Source organism: Acinetobacter sp. ACNIH2, from assembly GCF_002934965.1.
In the GTDB taxonomy this organism is placed as follows: Bacteria; Pseudomonadota; Gammaproteobacteria; order Pseudomonadales; family Moraxellaceae; genus Acinetobacter; species Acinetobacter tandoii.
Window position 1 is genome coordinate 815,092 of record NZ_CP026412.1, and the last position, 23,929, is coordinate 839,020.

Sequence of the window (23,929 nt, forward strand, 5' to 3'; positions counted from 1 at the left end):
AAAATTTAACCACCAAGCTAAATCCTTGTTAATCAACAAGTTTTTATCTGCATCACCGCCGATGGATGTGCATTCTACAGCATTCTCAACTCGTTGCAAGACCATTTTTACAATTAAATTATCAAGCGTTCTTTTTTTAATCACAAATTACCATTTCAAGCTTTACTATCTCTAAATATGAGAACTATTTTTATTGGCTACTTTTAGCTACAATCATTAACTTATTTCACTTATTAAACAAATTACTTGAAATGGTTAACACTAAAATAAAGGTTTATGTATTTATTTTCATCACTGTATTGATGTCAAAGCCTGTATATGCCGTTTCTACACATAATATGTTTATTATCACGTTATCTATCTTAAGTTATGCGAAATGGAATACCCCCACTCCAGCTTTGTGTGTGATTGATAATCCAAACTATGCAGTGCAATTTAATCAAGCCTTACGCTTGCAAGGTTATCATTACAAAATTTCATCGATTCGTTTAAATGAATTAGATAAATCTTCGTGTAATGCCATTTTTTTATCTACTTTTTCCCCTCAGGAAGAGCAAAAAATTATTCACAGTCAAAGACAGGATCCCCCCCTCTCTTTTAGCTCGACCAACCAAGCCTGTGAAATTGGAAGTGCCTTCTGTCTTTATACACGTAATAACAGCACCTCATTTAAAGTGAACTTAGATAGTTTGAGTCAATCCAAAGTACGTGTTGATCCACGCGTGTTATTGCTTGCGAAAGCGACGGAGCAATAAAAATGGCTAAACATTCTCGCATAACCTCATTACAATCCTTATTCAAACGTTCGCAGCTCGCAATGTTTGCTTTAACTTTTTCAATTTGCACGATTATTTTTATTGTCATTTCAACCTACACCATGAATACTTACGCAAAACAGAGCTTAAATATTCTTGCTGAGGCATTGAGTGAGCGCATACAGCCTGCTATGGTATTTAATGACCGCATAACGATTCAACAAATCTTAAATAATTACACCACGCAATATTCTATTCGTTCCATTCTAGTCCTTGATCCTTCAAAGCATGAGATTGCAAACAGTCGACAAGTTGCTAAATCCTTCCAGAATACTCAAAGTATTTTAGATCATTTGTTTTTTCAGCAACCGATTCAAATCGCTATTCGACATAATCAGCAGTATTACGGTTCGATTGTCGTCTATGGTAGTTCACAAAGTCTGTTAGATTTTTTCTTTAAAATTTTAATTGGTTTATGTCTGGCTATTATTTTAATTTTATTTGCACTTCTTTGGTCTGTCCGTTCTACATACCAATATTTAATGCGTTCTATTCACCCGCTGGTTTCTACTGCACGCGAAATTAGTGAATTTAAAGCCTATCAACTGCGCTTGCCACATTCCAATATCAAAGAACTACAACAACTGAATGAGGTATTTAATGAATTGTTAGATAAGATTCAAGCATCAACCCAAAAACTACGTGCGGAAAATGATGTATTGGCTCATCAAGCATTACATGATCAGCTTACACAATTGCCTAACCGTCATTATTTTTATCAAACACTTCTGGCCAGCTTTGATCAATCTCCAAAGACCACCTCTGCATTATTTTTTATTGATAATAACAACTTTAAAGAAATCAATGACCAATATGGTCATTTAGCGGGTGATGCAGTATTACAGGAAATGGCTAAAAGATTGCAAAACAGCTTAAGACAAGATGATTTTATTGCACGTCTGGGTGGAGATGAGTTTGCCATCCTCATTCGCAACGTCACCAAGACCGAACACCTCACTAAAATTAGTGAAAATTTATTGAAATGCTGCGAACAACCGCTTCATTTTGATCAACATCAGATTTATTTCAGCTTCTCTATCGGGATTGCTTCAACCGAGCAAGCACATAGTCCTGAGGATCTCATCACTGCCGCCGATAGCGCAATGTATAAAGCAAAAACATTGCAACAAGGCTGGTACTTCTCTCTACGTTAGGAACTTTACAATGATAACCCTTTCACATCCTATTAAACTCGCACTCATTCTATTGCTCAGTAGCGTTTTGAGCGCGTGTGCCAGTTGGGGACATTTAAACTATAAGCAAGCTCGTATGCTCAAAAAAGAGGGCTTCGTATTAACTGATGAAGGCTGGAGTTTACGCTTACCCGAGCGCTTATTATTTGGTTTTGACAGCTATGAAATTAAAGCTGAGCAAACTGACGAACTTACGCGCCTTTCAACACAGTTGCAAAAATACAAGCTCAATAAAATTAAGATTGTTGGTCATACCGATGATATTGGTGACAGTACTTATAATCAAATTTTGTCAGAAAAACGTGCGACCAGTGTATCTACAATTTTTCTTCAAACAGGCTTTCAACCTAATAATCTTCACACCATTGGACGAGGTTCTTCACAACCCCTTGTAGAAAATAGCTCTGATGAAAATCGAGCGATCAACCGTCGTGTGAATATTATTATTATCCCTTAAGGCTTAAACGACCAAGCTACATTCAAAACCATAGAACAACCGATACCCCTCAACATATTTCAGGTTGTCTAGCAGCTTGCCTAGACAACCTTTTTTTGATTTAAAAAAACAAAGACAAAAAGAAGGAGAGTTTAATTGCCAATTGTGATTATGAAAATTTAGCAAGATATAATAGGGTTTTATTAAATTTTAGACATAAAAAAACCGCTTAACGCGGCATCTTTATCTCGACCATTTATTAAAATGGTCGGAGCAGTAGGATTCGAACCTACGACCCCCTGGTCCCAAACCAGGTGCACTACCAGGCTGTGCTATGCTCCGAAATTGGGGTGAATGACGGGATTCGAACCCGCGACAACTGGAATCACAATCCAGGGCTCTACCAACTGAGCTACATCCACCACTATATAGTCCTACAATATCAAGCTACCAAATGGCGCGCCTGACAGGATTCGAACCTGTGACCATCCGCTTAGAAGGCGGATGCTCTATCCAACTGAGCTACAGGCGCATGACCGATGATACTAATATCATATGATACTTTGCCTTGAAGAATTGGTCGGAGCAGTAGGATTCGAACCTACGACCCCCTGGTCCCAAACCAGGTGCACTACCAGGCTGTGCTATGCTCCGATTCATCTCAGCTTTTACCGTATCGCACATCGTGCGGTACGGTGTGCATTCTAGGCGCGACGCCCAAGAACGTCAACACCTATATTTAAAAAAAGTTAAAAAAATGCGTCAAACGTATAAATATCAAGCATTTCTGATATTTTTTAAACAATTTTTAACGTTTTAAACTCGCACTGAAGTTAAGCATGCGATCTAGAGGTAATTTGGCACGTTCTGCCAAAGCTGGATCAACATGAATTTCCTGATCACCTTGCTGTAATACCTGCAAAATTCCATCCAATTCATTCATCGCCATCCAAGGACAATGTGCACAAGAACGACACGTCGCTCCCTCACCTGCTGTCGGTGCTTCGACTAAAATTTTGTTGGGTACTGCTTGTTGCATCTTGTAGAAGATGCCTCGGTCTGTCGCCACGATTAAACGTTCATGCGGTAAGGTCTGTGCCGCTTTAATCAATTGCGAGGTACTTCCAACGGCATCTGCAATATCAACCACAGATTCTGGCGATTCAGGATGAACCAAAACCGCAGCATCTGGATAGAGTGCTTTCATGTTGGCAATGCCGCGGGCACGGAATTCTTCATGTACGATACATGCGCCATCCCAAAGCAGCATATCTGCACCCGTTTTCTTTTGAATATAACGTCCCAAGTGCTGATCTGGCGCCCAAATGATCTTCTCACCCAAGCTATCCAAATGCTCAATAATCTCGACGGCACAACTAGAAGTCACCACCCAATCTGCGCGTGCTTTTACAGCAGCAGAGGTATTGGCATAAACCACGACAGTATGATCAGGATGCTGATCACAGAACGCTGTAAATTCATCTACAGGGCAACCTAAATCGAGTGAACAGGTTGCTTCTAAGGTCGGCATCAACACAGTTTTTTCTGGGGAGAGAATTTTTGCAGTTTCTCCCATAAATTTCACACCTGCTACTACCAACGTCGAGGCTGCGTGATCGCGACCAAAGCGTGCCATTTCCAAAGAGTCTGATACACAACCGCCCGTCAACTCTGCCAATTCCTGAACTTCAGGGTCGCAGTAATAATGCGCGACAAGAACAGCATCACGTTTTTTCAATTCCGCTTTGATTTGTTCAAATTTTTCCTGTTTGGCTTGCTCAGTCAAATGATTGTCTTTTGGCTCGCCTAAACGGTCTAAATGCGCCTGCACAATCGATTTTGCGTCATTGGCAATTAAATTGGTCGCATCATTCATAAAAACGTCTTCTCTATCCCAACTGCTTGTTCACAAGCGGTGCATCCATAACACGGTCAATTTGGCACTGTGCTGAATTGACCAGTCATTCAAAACTTTAATTGGTAAAAAAGCCTCACAACGGAGGCTTTTCTTCACTCAAATGCCATTAAGAACGGTAATCCGCATTAATTTTGACATAGTCATAAGATAAATCACAGGTATAGACCGTATCCTTCGCTTGACCGCGACCCAAGTCCACCCGAATGGTAATCTCTGTTTGTGCCATTACGCGTGCGCCTTCTGCTTCCGTATAATCCGCTGCGGCACCACCATCCTTACAGATTTGTACATCATCTAACCAAACCTGAATTTTTTCAACCTCTAAATTTTTTACCCCAGCATAACCAATGGCCGCCAAAATACGGCCCCAGTTTGGATCAGAAGCAAAAAATGCAGTTTTAACCAACGGAGAATGCGCAATACTGTACGCAATATCACAACATTCTTGTGTATCTGCACCACCTTCAACTGTGACTGTCATGAACTTGGTTGCACCCTCACCATCACGCACAATCAGTTGTGCTAGGCGTTTCATGACACGAACAAGAACTTCAAGCACAGTTGTATAACGAGCATCCTCTATTGATGTAATTTCAACACCACCTGCTTGACCCGTGGCAACAAAAATACAAGAGTCGTTGGTAGAAGTATCGCCATCGATGGTAATACGGTTAAAAGATTGATTCACCGCAATTTGTAACAATTGTTGCACTAAAGCACGGGAAATCGGAGCATCAGTCGCAACATAGCCCAACATGGTCGCCATATTTGGACGAATCATGCCCGCACCTTTGGAAATACCTGTCATGGTGTACAATACACCATCTAGCTCAAACTGCTCAGATGCACCTTTAGGTGTTGTATCCGTGGTCATAATGCCAAATGCGGCATCTGTCCATGCATCTTCCTGCAAACTATCCAATGCTGGCTGTAGACCTGCAACTAGACGTGGTAATGGTAACTGTTCACCAATCACACCTGTAGAAAAAGGGAGAACCTGTTCTGGATTAACACCTGCTAATTTTGCCAATTGCATACAAGTTTCTTGGGCATTTTGCATTCCCAAAGTACCTGTTCCAGCATTGGCATTGCCTGTATTAATAATTAAATAACGTGGATTTCCCACAGCCAAATGGGCTTTTGATACATGTACTGGTGCTGCACAGAATGCATTCTGTGTGAAAACACCCGCAACATTTGAACCTTCGGCAAATTCAAAAATGACCAGATCACGTCGGTTCTGATAGCGAATATATGCTTCAGCCGAACCGATTTTTACCCCTTTGACCACATGCATCTGTGGCATAGTAACGTCACCCACTGCCATTTTTAAATGTCCACTTTGTTGTTCAAGTAAGTGTCACAGCTTAGTAGAAATGCAACTAAAAATCGAGGTGTTTCAGGCAATTTCCTGCGTATTCCTTTTACACAGCTAAAACTTATATTCACCTCAATTTAAAAGGGTATTTCGCATAATTAATCGACTCGAACCAATACCTATACAAAAAAAAGCAGCTCGTAAGCTGCCTTTTGATATATCGACTTAGTTTGCCGCCAACTGCGTTGGACTTCCTACAAGCGTTTGTTTCGCTTGCTCTTGGCTTTCCGCAGAAAGTGCTGGGTTAGTCGCAACAATACGACTTGCCGTTGTTGTGGTTGCAGCACTCACTGCTGCTGTTTTTAAGATAATTGGACGTTGCTGCGCATTTGGGAAAGTATATTTAATCCCAGTACGCGGACTCATCACCGTAACATTAGTATCTTGTACCGTAGCTGCTGCGGTTGTTGCACCTTGAGCAGCTTCTACTTTGGCAACTGTTGTTGTTTCAGGCGTATTCGCCATAGCCAAAGTCGGGATTGCCAAAACAGCAACAACTAAGGGGCGTAATAATTTTTTCATTATCTTTCGCTTTTCAGGTTCCAATCAGCAACTTAATAACACTTAATAATGAACACTGCAAACCTTATTCACATCTTGAAAATATTTAACTACAGTTCACATAAGAACAAAAAACCCTTGTAGTGCTTCAAATGATAGAAACGATACAAGGGTTTACTTTAGTCAATTGATAAAATTAAATTTTACCATGACATTGTTTATATTTTAGACCTGAACCACATGGGCAAGGAGAGTTACGACTAGCTGGAGCAACGACATCTTGATCTGTAGGGTTGAAACCTAAATGTTGTTCAGAACTAATCTGCGAAGTCACTTCACCTGTTAAGCCGTCTACTTCATCGTGTGAAAGGTTTAATTGCATTGCTTCGGCTTGCGCTTGTTTTTGCGCTTCCATTGCTGCTAGCTCTTCTGGAGTCGGCACATGTACACGAGACAAATCGGTCACCACATCAGTTTTAATCACAGCCAACATATTGACGAATAAGTTGAATGCTTCTTTCTTATATTCTTGCTCAGGATTTTTTTGCGCATAACCACGTAAATGAATCCCTTGGCGCAAGTAATCCATGGCTGCCAAATGGTCTTTCCAATGGCGATCCAATGAACTCAAGACAAAATGGCGCTCAAGCATCGCTGCCGATTCAGGCCCCATTTGTTCGCGACGCGAACGATAGCGCGCGACAATCTCGTCGGTAATACGATCAACCAGCGCCTCTTCATCTAAGCGACGCTCATTTTCCAACCAGTGATTAATCGGTAAATCGACCGCAAACTCTTCACGTAATGCGCGCTCAAGACCTTCAATATCCCACTGATCGTGAATCGACTCTGGTGGAATGTAATTGGCAATCACTGCTTTCATCACTTCATGATGCATTTCTTCGACATACTCTTGCAGCGTATTTTCTGCGAGAACTTCATCACGTTGTGAATAAATAATCTTACGTTGTTCGTTATTCACATCATCGTATTTCAATAGATTCTTACGAATATCGAAGTTACGTGCTTCTACTTTACGCTGTGCATTTTCAATCGAGCGCGACACCATTTTGTGTTCAATCGCTTCGTCTTCTTGCAAGCCCATGGCACGCATCATGGCAACCACACGGTCACCCGCAAAGATACGCATCAAGTCATCTTCAAGTGACAAATAGAAGCGTGACACGCCTGGGTCACCTTGACGTCCCGCACGACCACGCAACTGATTATCAATACGACGTGATTCATGGCGTTCAGAACCAATAATATGTAAACCACCTGAAGCCAAGACCATTTCGTGGTTTTGTTCCCACTCTTCTTTTAAGCGAGCTTCATCTTCAGGTGTATGATTTTCAATTTTGGCCAGTTTAGCTTTCCAGTTACCACCCAAGATAATATCGGTACCACGGCCTGCCATGTTGGTAGCAATAGTTACGGCGCGTGGTGAACCTGCTTGAGCAATAATATCAGCTTCACGCTCATGCTGCTTAGCATTCAGTACTTCATGCTGAATACCTGCTTCTTTCAGCTTTTCCGATAAGATTTCAGAAGCTTCAATGGTTGCAGTACCAATCAAAATTGGAGCTACACCTGCTTCATGTACACGCTTAATTTCTTGGATGATCGCATTGTATTTGCCATTACGATTCAAATAGATTAAATCGTTTTGATCCTGACGAATCATTGGTCGGTGGGTTGGAATAATCACCACATCCAAACCATAAATTTCTTTCATTTCCGCCGCTTCAGTATCTGCGGTACCCGTCATGCCTGACAATTTTTTGTATAAGCGGAAATAGTTCTGGAAAGTCGTGGTTGCCAAAGTTTGGTTTTCTGGCTGAATTTCTAAGCCTTCTTTGGCTTCTACTGCTTGATGTAAACCTTCAGACCAACGACGACCTGGCATAGTACGACCAGTGTTCTCGTCCACAATGATGACTTCACCTTCGTGGATAATGTAATGTACGTTACGTTGATACAAGAAATGCGCACGAATCGCAGCCGTCACGTGATGCACTAAGTTGAGGTTAGATGCTGAATATAAGCTCTCCCCTTCAGCCAGCAATCCCATCTCAATCAATTCATTTTCAACAGTTTCAAAACCAATTTCGGTCATTTCTACCGAACGTTGTTTTTCATCAATCCAGAAATGACCGCCATCTGCAACTTTTTCTTCTTTTTGCGCATGCAGTTTTGGTGGAATGGTGTTGATCGCTGAATAAAGCTGAGAAGAGTCATCGCTTTGACCCGAGATAATTAACGGCGTACGTGCTTCATCAATGAGAATTGAGTCCACTTCGTCAATAATGGCATAAATCAAACCACGTTGTTTTTTCTCTGCAAGCGCAAACACCATATTGTCGCGCAAGTAGTCAAAACCAAATTCGTTATTAGTACCGTAAGTGATATCTGCACGGTAGGCATCTGCTTTTTCCATTGGATTTTGCATGGAATAAATAATACCAATGCTTAAACCCAAGAATTCAAAGAGGGGACGGTTTAACTCGGCATCACGCTGAGCCAAGTAGTCATTCACTGTGATGACATGCACGCCCTGACCACTGATCGCATTCAAATAACACGCCAGTGTACCCATGAGCGTTTTACCCTCACCCGTACGCATCTCAGCAATTTTACCTTCATGCAAGGTAATACCACCAATCAACTGCACATCGTAATGACGCATACCCATGACACGCTTTGCTGCTTCACGACAAACTGCAAACGCTTCTGGCAATAATTTATCGAGGCTTTCACCTTTGTTATAACGTTGTTTGAATTCTTCGGTTTTTGCAGATAAGTCTGCGTCGTTTAAGGCAGATATCGTCGGCTCGAGCGCATTAATCTTGTCTACGATTTTACGCATGCGTTTGAGTTCGCGCTCATTTTTGGTACCGAAGATTCCTCCGATCAGACTTGCCAACATGAATAGACTCTCTAAATCTTGCTTGTCAATGAATAAATTTTTTCTCAGACGTTATTATGGTGCTAGAAATTTGAAGTACAAGGGTTTTGCACAAAACCAATAAAAAAATTCTGATCACTGGTTCTAGCCCCTGACCTAAGGCGAAATAATGTAGCAAATTTCGATCAGGCGATATAGAGCGTTCATCTTGAATCAATAGATATTTTCACAGCGATATCCATCTTGCTTATTCATTTCTTGCATAAACAAATGCAAAAAAGCTATTTTTCATAGTAAAAGAATTGCGCGATAGTCTGACTTAAATCAAATACACAAAACAATCGAGGTCAATAAAAATGTCACTACGTTTAGGCGATATCGCACCCAATTTTGAACAAGATTCGAGTGAAGGTCTGATTAATTTTTATGATTATTTAGGTGATAGTTGGGGTATTCTGTTTTCTCATCCCGCAGACTATACGCCTGTATGTACGACCGAACTGGGCTACACTGCGAAGCTAAAAGATGAATTTGCGCAGCGCGGAGTCAAAGCAATTGCACTGTCTGTCGATGATGTCGAATCACATCATGGCTGGATTCAGGATATTAATGAAACCCAGAATACTACGGTCAATTTCCCAATCATTGCCGATAAAGATCGTAAGGTCTCCACCCTTTATGACTTTATTCATCCGAATGCGAGTGAAACCTTGACAGTACGTTCTTTGGTGATTATTGACCCAAATAAAAAAGTTCGGTTAATTATTACTTATCCTGCGTCAACAGGACGTAACTTCCACGAAATTTTACGTGTCATTGATTCATTACAACTGACTGATCATCATAAAGTTGCAACCCCTGCTAACTGGACGCATGGCGATGATGTGGTGATTGTACCTTCTTTACAAGATGAAGCTGAATTGAAACAACGCTTCCCAAAAGGTTATACCGCAGTAAAACCTTATTTACGCTTAACGCCACAACCCAACCTAGAATAAAACGAAGTTATTTTCAGCAAGCATTTTTAGCCTGTCTACGGACAGGTTATTTTTGTAATTTCCCCATCCACTGCTAAGTTGCACTTGGTATTTTGATAACAGTCAGTTATAAATACAGCAAATCATTTTAAGAATAAAGACTGTGATTCATAACATTCATCATTTACATTGTGGCACCATGTGTCCTGTTTGCGGCCCCTTATTTGGGCAAAAAGGATTCCATGCTCATGTGATCTGTCATTGTTTATTGTTAGAAACGGACCGTGGATTGGTCTTGATTGATACAGGTTTAGGTATGCAGGATCTTCTTCATACCAAAGCACGTCTTGGCAACATGATTGCGCGGTTTGGAAAAATTGAAAACAATTTAGAACTGACTGCCATCGCACAGATACAAAAACTTGGCTTTAACCCCAAAGATGTTCAGCATATTTTTGTTTCGCATTTAGACTTTGACCATGCTGGGGGTATTTCAGATTTCCCTCAAGCGACGGTGCATGTGCTGTCTTCCGAATATAATGCCACACAAAATCTAAACCATTACAAACGCAAAGCGCGTTATAAAGTAAAGCAGTTTCAACAACATCGGTACTGGAACTTTATTGAACCCATTGCTAACGATGACTGGTTCAACCTCAAACAGATTCGCAATTTTGATTTATTTGAAAATGACCTGTTGATGATTCCCCTATTGGGGCATACCGCAGGACACAGTGGTATTGCTATTCGCAACCAAGATCAATGGTTACTGTTCTGTGGCGATGCCTATTATTCACATTTACAACTTGATGGTCAGCACAAACTTAGAACCTTAAATCAGGTCGAACAGTTCTTTGCCGAAGATAATCAAGCACGTGTAGAAAATTTAAAACGCCTGCAAACTCTGTCGCAAGAACATCCAGAAGTTCAACTCATCTGTGCGCATGACCCCGTCGAATTGGCCCGATACCAATGAAAATTCAAACCAGTATTCTCTATAGCTGCCTCTGTTTCAGTACGCTAAATCTTTCTGGCTGTATGACCACACCAGCACTACCGCCAGAAGCTCGACCAACGCAATGGGGAACCTTAATCAATCAAGCTGATAATTTTTATCAAATCAGTACCGATGTCTTTCGTAGTGAACAACCCAATACAGAGATGGCATCCGCACTCAAGGCTCATGATATTGGTGTTGTAATCAATTTAAGATCGCGCCATCAAGACCCACAAAATTTAGATGCGCAAAATTTTAAGTTGGTGCATATTCCCATTCATACTTGGGCCATTGATCGGGAAGATTTATTGGCTGTGATGCGCCAAATTCAATTGGCCAAAGCGCAACAACAAAAAGTACTGATACATTGTTACCACGGCTCAGATCGTACAGGTGCCAGCATTGCCATGTATCGAATTGTTTTTGAACAATGGAGTATTGATGACGCTTTACAAGAAATGAAATATGGGGGCTATGGTTTCCACCCTATTTGGCAAAACATCGAAAATTTATTTACCCCCGAAAATGTAAAATGGATTCAAGAGCAACTCTCGAATCCATCTTAAAGCATGACTGCAATGAACTAACGACGGTCTAAGGGTACCCAATCAATGACCCATGCGGACTTCATATTCAAGCTCGCATCGGTAGTAATCTTTTTACGGGTCACATCTGCGACATCACGACTTTTGGCAGGTCCAACCATAATTCGAATACCTTTCGATGTTGGACTTTGTACCACTTTATAGCCTTTTGCCTTTAACTTGGAAATGACGCTATCTGCATTGGCAGCATTGGCAGCAAGAGCCACCTGAACCATCCACTGCTTATCACCATTCTCGAGTAAATCTCGTGCCTTGTCGGCTTCAGCTTTCTTTTTCGCATCTTCTTTACGTTTCGCTTCAGCTTCACGTAGTTTCTTTTCTTCAGCGGCTTTGACTGTTGCTTGACGCTCTTGATCTGCCTTACGTTGTGCCTCTAATTTACGTTGAGCTTCAACTTCACGTAATTTTTTTTCTTCAGCAGCTTTTTCACGTGCTTTACGTTCCTGATCAGCCTTACGCTGTGCCTCTGCCTTAAGGTTTTCTGCACTCAATTTTTTATCAGCTTCAGACTGTTGTTGCGCCTTCTGCTGATCTAGCTTCTTTTGCGCAGCAAGTTTTTCCTCCGCCAAGCGCTTTTGCTTAGCTTTTTCATCTTCAACCAATTCAGGTGGGATATTATCTGAACTTTGTTGTGCACCCGTTCGGGCTGCATTTAATGCTGCATATTCTTCGGCTGCTTTACGTGCAGCATCCGCTTCTGCTTGCTGTTGCATGGCTAAAAATTCGGCTGCGCGGGCTTCTTGCTCTGCAACTGCCTTTTCACGAGCACGACGTTGCTCTTCAAGCAATCGTTTTTCCGTTTCAACATCAACAGTAAGACCTTGCAATTGCACCATCCCACTGTCTGATTTTGCATTTTTTTGCTGAACTTGCTCGACCAATTCAGGGTGTTTGATATTATTTTGATGTATTTCTTCTTTACCTTTCAGAAGCAAGGCTGCCAATAAAACACCACCACCTAATAAAACAACACCACCCATCCAGCGTTGTTTGTTATTCATTGACATTCTTCCAAATACTCCCAGACTGCTTCCAAAGTATGAAATGAACCACATACTAAAATCAGCTGATTATTTTTAGATTCATCGAGGGCTGATTGGAAAGCTAATTGAACATTAGTGAAATGCTGTACTGTCTGCTGTTGTAATGCATCATCAAGTTGGGCAATTTCCGCAGCTCGCGGTACCGTTAATGGGGCAATTTTCCACATTAAAATACTATTTTTCAATGACTCAACTACAGATTTAATATCTTTATCAGCCAACATTGAAAAAACAGCAACCACTTCTGTGTATTGTTTATTGTATTTTAGGAAATTTCGCAATTGCTTTAACAAAAAATCAACGCCATGTGGATTATGTCCCGCATCAAAAATCACGGTTTTATCTGCAATTTGACGAATCTCAAAACGCCCTGACAGTTGTGCCTGTTGAATACCCTGCGCAATTGCTTCCTGTCGAATCTCCAACCCACTCAACAAAACAGCGGCAACAGCGGTAGAAATATTTTCTAATGCCAAACGACCAAGTGGTAATTTTAAGGTGGTTCCAGAAGACGCAAATAACCAATGCTGTCCATCTTCACTCAATTGATAAAAATAATCGCGTTCAGCAGCAAATAACAGTGCATGACACTCTTGTGCTTTTTTGGCAATCGCTTCTGGTAAACTTTGTAATCCACCAAAAATAACAGGAATATTAGGGCGAATAATGCCAGCCTTTTCATAGGCAATTTTCTCGATGGTATCGCCTAACCAATCTGTATGGTCTAAACCAATATTGGTAATGACTGCAACATCTGGATCAATCACATTGACCACATCCAGACGGCCTCCTAGCCCCACCTCAAGCACCCAGACATCACATGCTTGCTGTTTAAAAATCAAAAAAGCAGCCAAAGTGGTTGCTTCAAAGAAAGATAAACTCAAATTGCATGCACGACGTGCCTGATCGACCTGAACAAAAGCATCTATCAGACTTTGGTCATCAACTTCTTGACCTGCCAGTTTAACCCGTTCATTAAAACGATAAATATGCGGTGACTGATAAAGTCCAACCTTGTAGCCTTGGGCATTTAAAATAGCAGCCAAGGTCGTAGTGGTTGAACCTTTACCGTTGGTGCCAGCAACCGTAATCACTTTCGCTTCTGGTTGCGTTACACCCAACATTTCAGCGACGGGAACGACGCGTTCCAGACCTAAATCAATCCCCGTAACGTGAACATGGCCCCAATACGAGAGCCATGTGTCTAAATTATCTTGTGCAAGTGGTGCAGTGTTGTTCAAGGTAAATTCATCAATTTGGTCACAATACGATATACAGTATCACGTAATGCATGACGATGAACGATTTGATCGATTACACCATGATCAAGCAGGTATTCAGCACGTTGGAACGGTTCTTCCAATTTCTCACGTACTGTTTGCTCAATTACACGTTTACCAGCAAAACCAATCATCGCTTTTGGCTCTGCAATATGCACATCACCTAACATTGCCAATGAAGCGGTTACACCACCATATACAGGATGGGTTAATACCACGATATACGGTAAGCCTGCCTCTTTTACACGTTGAATCGCTGCTGAAGTACGCGCCATTTGCATTAAAGACAACATACCTTCTTGCATACGTGCACCACCAGATGCTGCAAAACAGATGAATGGTTGTTTAAGTGCAATTGCGCGTTCAGCTGCTTGTACAAAACGATCACCAACGACTGTACCCATTGAACCGCCCATAAAGTCGAATTCAAAAGCACATGCGGTCATTGCGACATCTTTCAATGTACCTTGCATCACGATTAAAGCTTCAGATTCACCTGTTTTCTTTTGCGCTTCAACCATACGTTCTGGGTAAGGCTTGCTATCGACAAATTTAAGAGGATCTTTGGCAACAAATTCTTGACCTAGTTCCATTTTAACTTGGTCAAAGAACCATGTTAAACGATCACGCGCTTTCATGCGTAAATGTTCGTCACACTGTGGGCAAACATAAGCATTAAATGTCATTGCGGTGCGTGTCACCAATGCATGACATTCAGGACATTCAACCGTTGGTTCGGTAAATGTTGCTTTGAGTGCTTGTTGCTCATCGGGAACTTCAATACCTGGAACGCCACGTTCAGTCCACGGTGTCGATGGGCTAAGAATTTTCCCTGATTTCACTTCTTGATTCATACTAACTCATCGAGCGCTGCTCGAAGCTCCTTGACTTTATTAACCGTTTCAACAACGGCTTGTTCTGGTGTCAAGCTCGCAAATTGTTTTACAAATGCACTGCCGACAATCACAGCATCGGCTACACCACCCATTGCTTTCGCAGAAGCAGCATCGCTAATACCAAAACCGACACCCACAGGGATATCCGTCTCTGCTTTAATTTTTTGGATACGTGCTGCAGCTTCAGAGACATCTAAAGTTGCTGCACCTGTTACTCCTTTCAAAGATACATAATAGATAAATCCGCTGGCTTGCTTTACTACATGACGAATACGTTCATCAGTAGAAGTTGGTGCAAGTAAGAAAATTTGATCCATTTCGTACTTTTTCAGGACATCATCCAGAGCTTTAGCTTCTTCTGGCGGTAAATCGACCAGTAAGATGCCATCCACACCACATTCATTGGCATAGGCTACAAATTTTTCATAACCAATGACTTCAACAGGATTTAAATATCCCATTAAAACAACAGGTGTTTCTTGATCTTTTTGACGGAACTCTTTCACCATATTCAGCGCATCTAAGGTATTGGTTCCACCAGCCAAAGCACGCTCAGCGGCTAAAGCAATGACTGGACCATCTGCCATAGGGTCTGAAAATGGGAGCCCAAGTTCAATAACATCTACGCCCGCCTCAACCATTTGATGTAACAGAGGTACTGTTACTTGTGGATGAGGATCTCCAGCCATCACATAGGAAACTAGCGCTTTACGCTGTTGAGATTTAAGTTGTCCAAAACGAGTGGCTAAACGTGACATAGGGTTGTACTTTCCTTGAATTATTTAAAACTGAGGAGTTGGTTTTGTAGAAATACAAGACGATGCATTGTAACGCTATTTTTTGCACCTTGAATAGAGTTCATGCACTTCCCTTGAATTTCATACGACATCACATGATTCAGAACAACCCGAAAGCTACATTTACTAATATTTGGCGAGTTTTCTCAATGATCAAAGATGCCTAATTTTCGCTTTTATACAGATCGAACCAACTCAAGAAAATGGCAATTTTCTTGAGTAAAGTCTACAAACTGCCCTACTCGAGTTTTACATTTTAATTTTAAGAAATGATTAAAGCTCCATTATACTGTGCGCACTTATTCGCTGTTTCCTAACATTTATGACCTCCGACCCACAGGGCAAAGTGCAAGCCCGAGCGCTTGCGCTACTCCCCCTTATTGTTTTTTTGGCTATCTTTTTAGGTAGCGGAATTTATCACTCCCTGATTGGCACCGAATTTGCCTTTTATCAAATTAAAGCGCCTGTGGCTGCTCTACCTGCGGTTATCCTTGCAGTACTAATTTTTAAGGGTCACCTGAACCAAGCCATTGAAACCTTCCTAAAAGGGGCAAGCCACCCTAATTTAATCTTAATGTTTATGGTGTTTATGCTGGCAGGTGCCTTCGCGAGCACCAGCAGTGCAATTGGCAGTGTAGATGCGACCGTCCAACTTGGACTATCTCTTATTCCTCCTGCTTTTGTTCTCCCCATGCTGTTTGTCATCTCTGCCTTTATTGCAACGGCTATGGGGACTTCTATGGGCACCATTGCGGCCTGTGCACCAATTGCTTTTGGCTTTGCCCAAGTGACTAATATTGAAACCGTGATGGCGATTGGTGCTGTGGTGAGTGGTGCGATGTTTGGTGACAATCTATCTATGATTTCAGACACCACGATTGCAGCAACCAGCAGTCAAAAAGTGCAACTCCGTGATAAGTTCCGGGTCAATATTTGGATTGCAGGACCAGCGTCTATTATTACCATTCTGGTGTTTATTTTGATGAGTAAGGATTCTCAAGCCATTCAATATCACGACTATGATTTATGGTTAATTCTTCCTTATGTTTCCGTGTTTTTCTTGGCTTTTAGTCGCTTACACGTTTTAGCGGTTCTAACCATTGGCATTATGATTTCTGGTGTAATTGGTTTAATACAACAGAGTGGCTTCACCTTACTGAAGTTGAATACCTCAATTTATGATGGCTTTGTCGGTATGTTTGAAGTGGCTTTGCTCTCCATGCTATTAGGCGGTCTATCAAGCATCATGCAACGTGAAGGTGGCTTAGAATGGCTGATTCAGCGAATTTATAGCCTGACTCGTCTGTTAAAAGTTGGACAACAACGTGCTGGCGAGCTGGGTGTCAGTTTTTTGGTCATTTTCTCAAACTTGTTTGTTGCCAATAATACGGTCGCAATTATTTTATCGGGTGATATGGCCCGTGAAGTGGCGCAAGAGTACGGGTTAGATCCGAAACGTGTCGCCGCCCTCATGGACATTTTCTCTTGCGTGATACAAGGTTTGATCCCCTATGGTGCTCAACTGCTTTTGGCATGTTCCATTGCCAAACTCTCCCCTGTCGAGCTGATTGGTCATATTTACTATTGCTGGGTCTTGGCGATTTTTGCCATTTTAGCCATCGTACTACGCTACCCGAAATTGAATCAAAAGACGATCTAATCAAACTTGCTCAATTCCAGCGGTTCAATGAACCGCTTTTTTATCTCATTCACGCAGCTTGAGTTGTTGTCGACGAACTAAAAGCGTCTGTCCTATTGCCGTCTTATAAGCACGTGCCAAAGCTGACTGGTCTGAATACCCCAGTGCTAAAGCCACTTCGCTCAAACTCATTTTTTGCTGTAGCAAAATATCGCAACGTTTCATTCGTTCCGTTTCAATAATTTTTTTAAATGAACTGTCAAATTCACTGAGCTGCCGCTGTAAAGTGCGTACCGATAAATGCAGCTCTTGCGCTACCCATTCCAGCTTTGGCACATCTTGATGAAATACTAAATACTCTGCCACAAGTGTATGTAAATGGGTCATGAGCGTGATATGCGCAGATTTTGCTGCAATCACCTCTTCGGCATGTTTAAGTAGCAAATGATTAAGCGATGGGTCGGGTTGCTGAGACTTCAGTAATAAACTTTCACGATTCAACTCTAAGGCATAACGCACTTGATGAAAAAATACATCACAGCCATAAAAACGCTGATAATGATAAACCACACAACGTGGCGCATGCGCAAAATATAAATTTTTCAATGCGAATTGATCAAAAGAAAAAATCTGTCGAGCCAATTGCACCATTGCAGCAACAGTCATTTCATTAATCACTACATGCTCGCTGTGAGAAAATCCCCAATGGATATGAATGCTCTGATCTACTTGTGACATATGCATAGGCAGCGTTTCCTGCCCATCAATCACTAAACGGTTAAAACGCAAGATAAACTGTAAGGCTTCTGCGACACTGGTACTTTTCGATGCAATGTAGCCCAATACACCAAAATGTTCGGGTTGTATATGCTGCACAATATCGAAAATAAGATGAGGGCAGTTGAGTTGCTTTTCTGTTTGTTGTATTAAATCAATAAATAAAGCATACGATGATTGCGCATCAATTGGTTGTGATAAAATGTAATGCAACTGTTGTTTTTGCACCGTTGAGAAAGGAAATGCAAAACCATCAATATGACGTGATTTAAGATAGCTGTGCCATAGATGAAAAAAGCCATTCGGAATTTGTAATGTATACATGGCTCTACCTGTCAGTTTGACATTTTTTTATTTTCGATATGGCATAAAATGTATAAAAAATGGCAAGTACTGTCAAAACTTCTCCGATAAACATCGACATACTGCTCTTATCGAAGGTTCTATTAGTAAAAAACGATGAATACAATAGTCCGAAACCAAGTTCATCCCGTTGTTCGTACCGAATTCGATTTTAAATTAGATCAGGTACCCCGCTTCTGGATGAACAATGACCCATTTTTAACCCGTGTATTTGACGCGTTAAGCCTCACTTTTCCTGATGGTGAGCGTTACTTTATTCAATCGGTACGCTTGTTTCGCGATAAAATTACGGATCCAGAGTTAGAACAACGTGTCGGTGCTTTCATTCGCCAAGAAGCCCAACACGGTATCGCGCATGAAAAAATGAACCAAGTCATGCGTGGACAAGGCATGCCTGTAGATCAATTTATTCAACGAATTAACCGAGTATTCAAGTTTGAACTTGAAGAGCGTTCTCCTCAATACAATATTGCCATGACAGCAGCGGCAGAACATCTGACTGCCTTAATGGCAGAAACCTTTTATGGTAAAAAAGAAACCTTAGCCAATGCCCATCCTTATGTACGAGCACTCTTGGCTTGGCATGCAATTGAAGAAATGGAACATCGGGATGTCGCATTTGATGTGATGCAACAAGTGGGAGAAGTATCAGAGTCAATGCGTCGATGGGCGCTCATTCTCACCACGCTTATGATGATTGGCTTTACGCTCTATCGTGCTAATGTCATGTTAAGACATGATGGCTTTAGTCGCTGGCAACGCTTTAGTATGATTATGAAAGGATTACCATGGTTCTTTGGTCGTAAAGGCACTTTAACCAGTATTCGCAAACAATATTTTGATTGGTTTAAGAAAGGATTTCACCCTAGCCAACAACCGATTATTCGTCAATACAATGTGTGGGTCGATACCCTTGCTTCAACCAACGATCCTATTCAAGCAGGCGAAGCCTTTTGGCAAGCAGCACAAAGTAAAAAATAAGCTATGCTTCGATCAAGCTGCCTCTAAATCAACAGTCCTAATGTAGAGGCAGCAAGAAGAATTCCCTACCATTTCGCATAATGTTGTTCCAACAGGCCGTACTCATCTACCAGTACAATTTCTTGATTATCCAATAGAATGCTGCCACTGATACGTGCCTGCCACTGACTAAACTGGCTACCGACCAATCTTAAGTTCAAATTTTCATAACGACGCCAACTGGTCGTAACAATTAGGTTTAGGCGTTGATCCAAAGAACGGATATTCCAATGCCCTTCTTCAAGATGCTCAAATAAAATATCCGTCAATTGAAACAACTGACCGTTTACCCACAAGCAATTCTCATTACCAAAACTTTCATTGACCCCTGAGGCTAAATTCAGCCCAATTCGTTGATTGTTGGTATCCCAGAAATTACAAGACAACCAAAACCAAGCCGTTTCAGGTCGAAGAAATCCACATGTATCATCTAAAGAAGCAAAAGTTTTATCGTGAAATTGCACCATTTCATTTTGCTTATTGACAAAATAGCCTTCACAACCCAGTGTGGTGAGTTTTTGCGTATAGGTCCAACCATTAATCCCTGTTGGACTACACATGCTTAAGGGTTGTGTTCCAGCACAGAAAATACGGGCATTTAGTTTAATTTCGCCATATTTAGTCACGCGAATATAACGCACCCCATTAGCATGTTGCATTTCAATTTGAAACGGCGATTTATGAAAAAAACTTTGGTTATATAAAGGTTGCTCATCTAACAGTGTGTTACGGGCCAAGAAATTAATGGCATTCCATTCCATAACATCCTGCGTAAGATGGTTATAAACATAAAAGAAACCATGCCCTGCCCATGCAATATCGGCAATGGCTATTCCAATGGTGTAATACTCGTGTTGAATTGAGCAGAATTTAAATTTTTTATATTTTAAACGTTTACGCCAACCCTCTAACACCTCTCCATAAGGAGTTTTATATTGGTATTTTTGAACGTCAATATTTTGAGGTAATGCATTAAAGCGACCATAATGTGGCTGCCCATTCGACTGAATTAAATCCATTTATCCAATTCCATTTCACATATCGCTAGATCTGCTTTGACCTATACAGCATGTCACATTAAGAATTTTCTTCGTTCTTTTTATGCAGCAAGTATCGATCATTTCTTACTCACCCAATGTTAGCATAAAAAATACCATATCAGCACAACGCATTTAAAATGTTTAAAATTAAACATTTAACATAAGATAAGTATTTTCCCACGTGTTTGCATCAAAGTCAGCTTCAACCAGATGTACATAACGACCATGTATACAATCAATGGCAATGCAGTCATCTACCTCTAAAACACGATCTGTATGTTGCTTTTGCCATTTTTCCTTGAAATATTGCTTCCCTCTTTGCTTTGCCTCCGCGGCATGCGGAGCAATGACCAACACATAACGGTGTAACTCACCAAACTCACGTGCGTCATAGCCACCTAAATTAATCAACCACAGCTTTTGATCTGCGACTTGAGGTTGGGCATCACTAAACTGAATCTGGTATTTTTTTCCTGCACTTTCGACACCATTCACTTGCGCCCAAGCATCAATGTGTAAGCCTTTTTGCTCACCAAACCATGCATTTTTTAACTGTGGATACGTGTCTTCTAGGCTATCGCCCACAGCAAATACAACATCATGGACTTCAGTATTGGCTCGTGCATGACGTCCGCCAAGCATGACCATAAATAGGTTGGACATTCTATTTCCTTTCTTTTGACACATTTTTTATAGCGAACATGCGATTCACTGAAACGGCATTCGCAATTGTTCGAGGTAAACCACAATTCTAGAGAGATGTTTTTGCGACTCCATTAATCACATGAAAGTATAAGACGAGTTTTGCGAATGACGATGCCTTTGGTTACTTTGGGCTTATCCAAAGTAACATTATGAACTCCTTACATTTGAGGTGTAAGCAGTAAGACTCCGTCAAAATTTAAATAACGTTACATGACCAATAAGATAGATTTGACCAGAATTTTGATTGGTCGGAAATATCTTACTTTTGTTTCGAATAAATTAACAAAATCATCTTGTTGAGCAGACATCCATATCGCCTTTCCTTATTCATGTTTTGGATAAACTTTTATTTCAACAAAAAACGTGCTGAATTGCTTCAGCACGTTTTTAATATTTGACAACCTTCTCCAAAGAGAGAAGCTTCACATCAGAGGAAAATCACATCTCAACCATTTCCACGCCATCAATACGTGCCACAGTCATTAAGTCCTTATCACCACGACCAGAAACTGTCGCAATAATAATTTGATCCTTAGACATCGTCGGTGCAAGTTTAGTGACATAAGCCATGGCATGTGCACTTTCAAGCGCAGGAATAATTCCTTCAATTTTCGTCAAATCACGGAAACCTTGTAAAGCCTCTTGGTCATTGATTGGCACATATTCAACACGATGCATGTCTTTTAAGAAGCTGTGTTCAGGACCTACACCTGGATAATCCAAACCCGCTGAAATCGAATGAGTTTCAATAATCTGACCTTGTTCATCCGACATCAAGTAAGTGCGGTTACCATGTAAAACACCAACATGACCAGCATTTAACGGTGCAGAGTGTTTACCTGTTTCAATACCGTAACCTGCGGCTTCAACACCATACATTTTAACTTCAGCATCATTTAAGAATGGATAGAACAAGCCCATAGCATTTGAACCACCACCAACACATGCCACTAAAGCATCAGGTAAGCGCCCTGCTTGTTCTTGAATTTGACGGCGTGCTTCACGACCAATAATCGATTGGAAATCACGGACTAATTGTGGGTACGGGTGCGGACCTGCCACTGTACCAATCACATAATAAGTTGAATCCACATTGGTGACCCAATCACGCATCGCCTCGTTCATAGCATCTTTCAATGTCTTTGAACCGCTTTCTACAGGCACAACTGTTGCACCTAACAAACGCATTCGATACACATTCATGGCTTGACGTTTCACGTCTTCTGAACCCATGAAAACTACACACTCAAGACCCAAACGTGCTGCGATGGTTGCCGTTGCTACACCATGCTGACCTGCACCTGTTTCAGCAATAATTCGTTTTTTACCCGATAGTTTTGCCAGTAGAGCCTGACCAATCGTGTTATTCACTTTATGCGAGCCTGTATGATTCAGGTCTTCACGTTTTAAGTAAATTTGCGCACCACCCAACTCTTTTGACCATCGCTCAGCATAATATAAAGGACTAGGACGACCTACATAGTAGGCGAGGTCACGGTCGAATTCTGCCAGAAACTGCTCATCATTTTTCATACGAAAATAGAGCTTTTCTAAATCCTCTAATGCTGCCATTAGAGTTTCTGACACAAAACGTCCGCCATGGATACCAAAATGCCCACGTTCATCTGGGTATTGGGTATAGTCAATCACATTACTTTGCTGATCCACGATGGACTCCTTGCATGAAGTTTTCTATAAGTTGTTGGCTTTTTATACCTTTAGCAGATTCTACGCCTCCGCTGACATCTACAGCATAAGCCCCAGTCGTCTTTATAGCGTCTTCAACATTAGCGGGAGTTAAACCTCCAGCTAAAATTAAAGGAATATCAAGCTTAGGGAATTGTAACCAGTCAAAACTGTGTCCTGTTCCCCCTTTTAATTCTGGATGCCACGCATCTAAAAGCACTGCGCTTGCCCCTGCCTGTTGGTAGCGTTTCACTTCTGCGACCACATCCAGTTCAGGTTTCACCTGAATGGCTTTATACCAACGACGCCCGACTTGTGTCGCAATCATCTGACAGTCTACTGGTGTTTCATCACCATGAAACTGAATGATATCCAGTGCAACTTGTTTTAGCACATCTGCAATCTCATCCGCAGTTGCATTTACAAACAAGCCAACTGTTTGAACATAAGCAGGCACATGTTGAACGAGTTCTTTAGCTTGATCTGCACTCACATGACGTGGACTAGGCGGGAAAAATACAAAACCAATTGCATCTGCCCCTGCATTGACCACAGCATCAATATCTTGACTACGGGTAATTCCACAAATTTTGGCACGGGTTCGCATATTTATGACTCTAGCTCAGCCCTATTTATAGCTGATCTATAAATATCTGGGCGAATCATTGTAATGCAATTTTTTCGCCTTGCGTAAAGTTCATCCTGAAAAATCTTTACATCGATTGTTTAATTCGCATACAAACCGTATACTGCGCCCAAATGCAATAAGTCTGAGCATTATGCTTTAGGGAAGTTGGTGTAAATCCAACACTGCCCCCGCAACGGTAAAACGAAACGTATATCTTTATAAGTGCTTGCACTTACATCACTGCACTCGTGTGGGAAGATGGGTATACCAATATTGTTCGCAATATTTATATTTAAGTCCGGAGACCTGCTTATCGCGCCGTTTAACTCA

The 23,929-nt window shown here is 41.3% G+C and carries 21 protein-coding genes, 4 tRNA genes and 1 riboswitch; of the genes, 8 read left to right on the top strand and 17 right to left on the bottom strand.

Features of this window, described 5'->3' with window-relative positions; genetic code table 11:
• The first annotated feature begins 302 nt into the window (after positions 1–302).
• The 3 genes from C3F34_RS03790 to C3F34_RS03800 are packed head-to-tail and all read left to right on the top strand — an operon-like array spanning position 303 to position 2,465.
• Entirely contained in the window at positions 303–755 is a 453-nt protein-coding gene (locus C3F34_RS03790; protein ID WP_052662019.1) for a YfiR family protein, read from the top strand.
• Positions 756–757: 2 nt separating this feature from the next.
• Positions 758–1,969, top strand: coding sequence for a sensor domain-containing diguanylate cyclase (locus C3F34_RS03795; RefSeq protein ID WP_044737853.1), 1,212 nt, complete (start codon positions 758–760; stop codon positions 1,967–1,969).
• A gap of 10 nt (positions 1,970–1,979) precedes the next feature.
• Entirely contained in the window at positions 1,980–2,465 is a 486-nt protein-coding gene (locus tag C3F34_RS03800; protein WP_044737852.1) for an OmpA family protein, read from the top strand.
• 244 nt (positions 2,466–2,709) lie between these two features.
• On the opposite strand, the gene C3F34_RS03805 is transcribed toward C3F34_RS03800, so the two are convergent.
• From C3F34_RS03805 to secA, 8 genes are all read right to left on the bottom strand, one after another.
• Positions 2,710–2,786: transfer RNA gene (locus C3F34_RS03805), tRNA-Pro, on the bottom strand.
• A gap of 4 nt (positions 2,787–2,790) precedes the next feature.
• Positions 2,791–2,866, bottom strand: a tRNA-His gene (locus C3F34_RS03810).
• Between the two features lie 33 nt (positions 2,867–2,899).
• Positions 2,900–2,976, bottom strand: a tRNA-Arg gene (locus C3F34_RS03815).
• Between the two features lie 45 nt (positions 2,977–3,021).
• Positions 3,022–3,098: transfer RNA gene (locus tag C3F34_RS03820), tRNA-Pro, on the bottom strand.
• A gap of 154 nt (positions 3,099–3,252) precedes the next feature.
• Positions 3,253–4,320, bottom strand: a complete 1,068-nt coding sequence (gene nadA / locus C3F34_RS03825; RefSeq protein WP_016168158.1) for a quinolinate synthase NadA — start codon at positions 4,318–4,320, stop codon at positions 3,253–3,255.
• Between the two features lie 148 nt (positions 4,321–4,468).
• Positions 4,469–5,689, bottom strand: coding sequence for a bifunctional glutamate N-acetyltransferase/amino-acid acetyltransferase ArgJ (gene argJ / locus C3F34_RS03830; RefSeq protein WP_104441106.1), 1,221 nt, complete (start codon positions 5,687–5,689; stop codon positions 4,469–4,471).
• Positions 5,690–5,905: 216 nt separating this feature from the next.
• Entirely contained in the window at positions 5,906–6,262 is a 357-nt protein-coding gene (locus tag C3F34_RS03835; RefSeq protein ID WP_044738746.1) for a hypothetical protein, read from the bottom strand.
• A gap of 175 nt (positions 6,263–6,437) precedes the next feature.
• The gene (secA, locus tag C3F34_RS03840; RefSeq protein ID WP_044738745.1) at positions 6,438–9,167 is read right to left on the bottom strand and encodes a preprotein translocase subunit SecA; all 2,730 of its coding nucleotides are present in this window, start codon (positions 9,165–9,167) and stop codon (positions 6,438–6,440) included.
• Between the two features lie 335 nt (positions 9,168–9,502).
• Between secA and C3F34_RS03845 the strand changes: the two genes are divergently transcribed.
• From C3F34_RS03845 to C3F34_RS03855, 3 genes are all read left to right on the top strand, one after another.
• Positions 9,503–10,144: a peroxiredoxin gene (locus C3F34_RS03845; protein ID WP_044738744.1), complete on the top strand. Its 642-nt coding sequence runs from the start codon at positions 9,503–9,505 to the stop codon at positions 10,142–10,144.
• Positions 10,145–10,286: 142 nt separating this feature from the next.
• Positions 10,287–11,099, top strand: a complete 813-nt coding sequence (locus C3F34_RS03850; RefSeq protein WP_104441107.1) for an MBL fold metallo-hydrolase — start codon at positions 10,287–10,289, stop codon at positions 11,097–11,099.
• Entirely contained in the window at positions 11,096–11,686 is a 591-nt protein-coding gene (locus tag C3F34_RS03855) for a dual specificity protein phosphatase family protein (protein WP_044738742.1), read from the top strand. The genes C3F34_RS03850 and C3F34_RS03855 overlap by 4 nt, the downstream gene beginning before the upstream one ends.
• Before the next feature lie 17 nt (positions 11,687–11,703).
• Here the strand turns inward: C3F34_RS03855 and C3F34_RS03860 are convergent, their stop codons facing one another.
• The 4 genes from C3F34_RS03860 to trpA are packed head-to-tail and all read right to left on the bottom strand — an operon-like array spanning position 11,704 to position 15,702.
• The gene (locus C3F34_RS03860; RefSeq protein ID WP_171284948.1) at positions 11,704–12,732 is read right to left on the bottom strand and encodes an SPOR domain-containing protein; all 1,029 of its coding nucleotides are present in this window, start codon (positions 12,730–12,732) and stop codon (positions 11,704–11,706) included.
• On the bottom strand, positions 12,723–14,009 hold the full coding sequence (folC, locus tag C3F34_RS03865) for a bifunctional tetrahydrofolate synthase/dihydrofolate synthase (protein WP_044738740.1): 1,287 nt from the start codon (positions 14,007–14,009) through the stop codon (positions 12,723–12,725). The genes C3F34_RS03860 and folC overlap by 10 nt, the downstream gene beginning before the upstream one ends.
• A complete protein-coding gene (gene accD, locus C3F34_RS03870) occupies positions 14,006–14,902 on the bottom strand; it encodes an acetyl-CoA carboxylase, carboxyltransferase subunit beta (protein ID WP_044738739.1) in 897 nt (298 codons plus the stop codon). Before accD ends, folC begins: the two co-directional genes overlap by 4 nt.
• Positions 14,899–15,702, bottom strand: a complete 804-nt coding sequence (gene trpA, locus C3F34_RS03875) for a tryptophan synthase subunit alpha (protein WP_016168168.1) — start codon at positions 15,700–15,702, stop codon at positions 14,899–14,901. The genes accD and trpA overlap by 4 nt, the downstream gene beginning before the upstream one ends.
• A gap of 361 nt (positions 15,703–16,063) precedes the next feature.
• Between trpA and C3F34_RS03880 the strand changes: the two genes are divergently transcribed.
• Positions 16,064–17,401 (top strand): Na+/H+ antiporter NhaC family protein, encoded by a 1,338-nt coding sequence (locus tag C3F34_RS03880; RefSeq protein WP_016168169.1) that lies wholly within the window; start codon positions 16,064–16,066, stop codon positions 17,399–17,401.
• A gap of 45 nt (positions 17,402–17,446) precedes the next feature.
• On the opposite strand, the gene C3F34_RS03885 is transcribed toward C3F34_RS03880, so the two are convergent.
• Positions 17,447–18,481, bottom strand: coding sequence for an AraC family transcriptional regulator (locus tag C3F34_RS03885; protein WP_104441108.1), 1,035 nt, complete (start codon positions 18,479–18,481; stop codon positions 17,447–17,449).
• 135 nt (positions 18,482–18,616) lie between these two features.
• On the opposite strand from C3F34_RS03885, the gene C3F34_RS03890 reads away from it, so the two are divergent.
• A complete protein-coding gene (locus tag C3F34_RS03890) occupies positions 18,617–19,501 on the top strand; it encodes a metal-dependent hydrolase (RefSeq protein ID WP_104441109.1) in 885 nt (294 codons plus the stop codon).
• 65 nt (positions 19,502–19,566) lie between these two features.
• On the opposite strand, the gene C3F34_RS03895 is transcribed toward C3F34_RS03890, so the two are convergent.
• From C3F34_RS03895 to C3F34_RS03910, 4 genes are all read right to left on the bottom strand, one after another.
• Positions 19,567–20,559 (bottom strand): DUF2804 domain-containing protein, encoded by a 993-nt coding sequence (locus tag C3F34_RS03895; RefSeq protein ID WP_044738737.1) that lies wholly within the window; start codon positions 20,557–20,559, stop codon positions 19,567–19,569.
• 168 nt (positions 20,560–20,727) lie between these two features.
• On the bottom strand, positions 20,728–21,243 hold the full coding sequence (locus C3F34_RS03900; RefSeq protein ID WP_044738736.1) for a DUF1543 domain-containing protein: 516 nt from the start codon (positions 21,241–21,243) through the stop codon (positions 20,728–20,730).
• A gap of 480 nt (positions 21,244–21,723) precedes the next feature.
• Entirely contained in the window at positions 21,724–22,953 is a 1,230-nt protein-coding gene (gene trpB / locus C3F34_RS03905; protein WP_044738735.1) for a tryptophan synthase subunit beta, read from the bottom strand.
• Positions 22,937–23,578: a phosphoribosylanthranilate isomerase gene (locus C3F34_RS03910; protein WP_044738734.1), complete on the bottom strand. Its 642-nt coding sequence runs from the start codon at positions 23,576–23,578 to the stop codon at positions 22,937–22,939. The genes trpB and C3F34_RS03910 overlap by 17 nt, the downstream gene beginning before the upstream one ends.
• 142 nt (positions 23,579–23,720) lie before the next feature.
• Positions 23,721–23,928, top strand: a riboswitch (cobalamin riboswitch).
• Position 23,929 lies beyond the last annotated feature (1 nt).

What these genes read in the sequence shown, in the direction of transcription:
- C3F34_RS03790 (WP_052662019.1), top strand. Translation starts at nt 303, where the DNA reads ATGTCAAAGCCTGTATATGCCGTTTCTACACATAATATGTTTATTATC.
- C3F34_RS03795 (WP_044737853.1), top strand. Translation starts at nt 758, where the DNA reads ATGGCTAAACATTCTCGCATAACCTCATTACAATCCTTATTCAAACGT.
- C3F34_RS03800 (WP_044737852.1), top strand. Translation starts at nt 1,980, where the DNA reads ATGATAACCCTTTCACATCCTATTAAACTCGCACTCATTCTATTGCTC.
- nadA (WP_016168158.1), bottom strand. Translation starts at nt 4,320, where the DNA reads ATGAATGATGCGACCAATTTAATTGCCAATGACGCAAAATCGATTGTG.
- argJ (WP_104441106.1), bottom strand. Translation starts at nt 5,689, where the DNA reads ATGGCAGTGGGTGACGTTACTATGCCACAGATGCATGTGGTCAAAGGG.
- C3F34_RS03835 (WP_044738746.1), bottom strand. Translation starts at nt 6,262, where the DNA reads ATGAAAAAATTATTACGCCCCTTAGTTGTTGCTGTTTTGGCAATCCCG.
- secA (WP_044738745.1), bottom strand. Translation starts at nt 9,167, where the DNA reads ATGTTGGCAAGTCTGATCGGAGGAATCTTCGGTACCAAAAATGAGCGC.
- C3F34_RS03845 (WP_044738744.1), top strand. Translation starts at nt 9,503, where the DNA reads ATGTCACTACGTTTAGGCGATATCGCACCCAATTTTGAACAAGATTCG.
- C3F34_RS03855 (WP_044738742.1), top strand. Translation starts at nt 11,096, where the DNA reads ATGAAAATTCAAACCAGTATTCTCTATAGCTGCCTCTGTTTCAGTACG.
- C3F34_RS03860 (WP_171284948.1), bottom strand. Translation starts at nt 12,732, where the DNA reads ATGTCAATGAATAACAAACAACGCTGGATGGGTGGTGTTGTTTTATTA.
- accD (WP_044738739.1), bottom strand. Translation starts at nt 14,902, where the DNA reads ATGAATCAAGAAGTGAAATCAGGGAAAATTCTTAGCCCATCGACACCG.
- trpA (WP_016168168.1), bottom strand. Translation starts at nt 15,702, where the DNA reads ATGTCACGTTTAGCCACTCGTTTTGGACAACTTAAATCTCAACAGCGT.
- C3F34_RS03880 (WP_016168169.1), top strand. Translation starts at nt 16,064, where the DNA reads ATGACCTCCGACCCACAGGGCAAAGTGCAAGCCCGAGCGCTTGCGCTA.
- C3F34_RS03885 (WP_104441108.1), bottom strand. Translation starts at nt 18,481, where the DNA reads ATGTATACATTACAAATTCCGAATGGCTTTTTTCATCTATGGCACAGC.
- C3F34_RS03890 (WP_104441109.1), top strand. Translation starts at nt 18,617, where the DNA reads ATGAATACAATAGTCCGAAACCAAGTTCATCCCGTTGTTCGTACCGAA.
- C3F34_RS03895 (WP_044738737.1), bottom strand. Translation starts at nt 20,559, where the DNA reads ATGGATTTAATTCAGTCGAATGGGCAGCCACATTATGGTCGCTTTAAT.
- C3F34_RS03900 (WP_044738736.1), bottom strand. Translation starts at nt 21,243, where the DNA reads ATGTCCAACCTATTTATGGTCATGCTTGGCGGACGTCATGCACGAGCC.
- C3F34_RS03910 (WP_044738734.1), bottom strand. Translation starts at nt 23,578, where the DNA reads ATGCGAACCCGTGCCAAAATTTGTGGAATTACCCGTAGTCAAGATATT.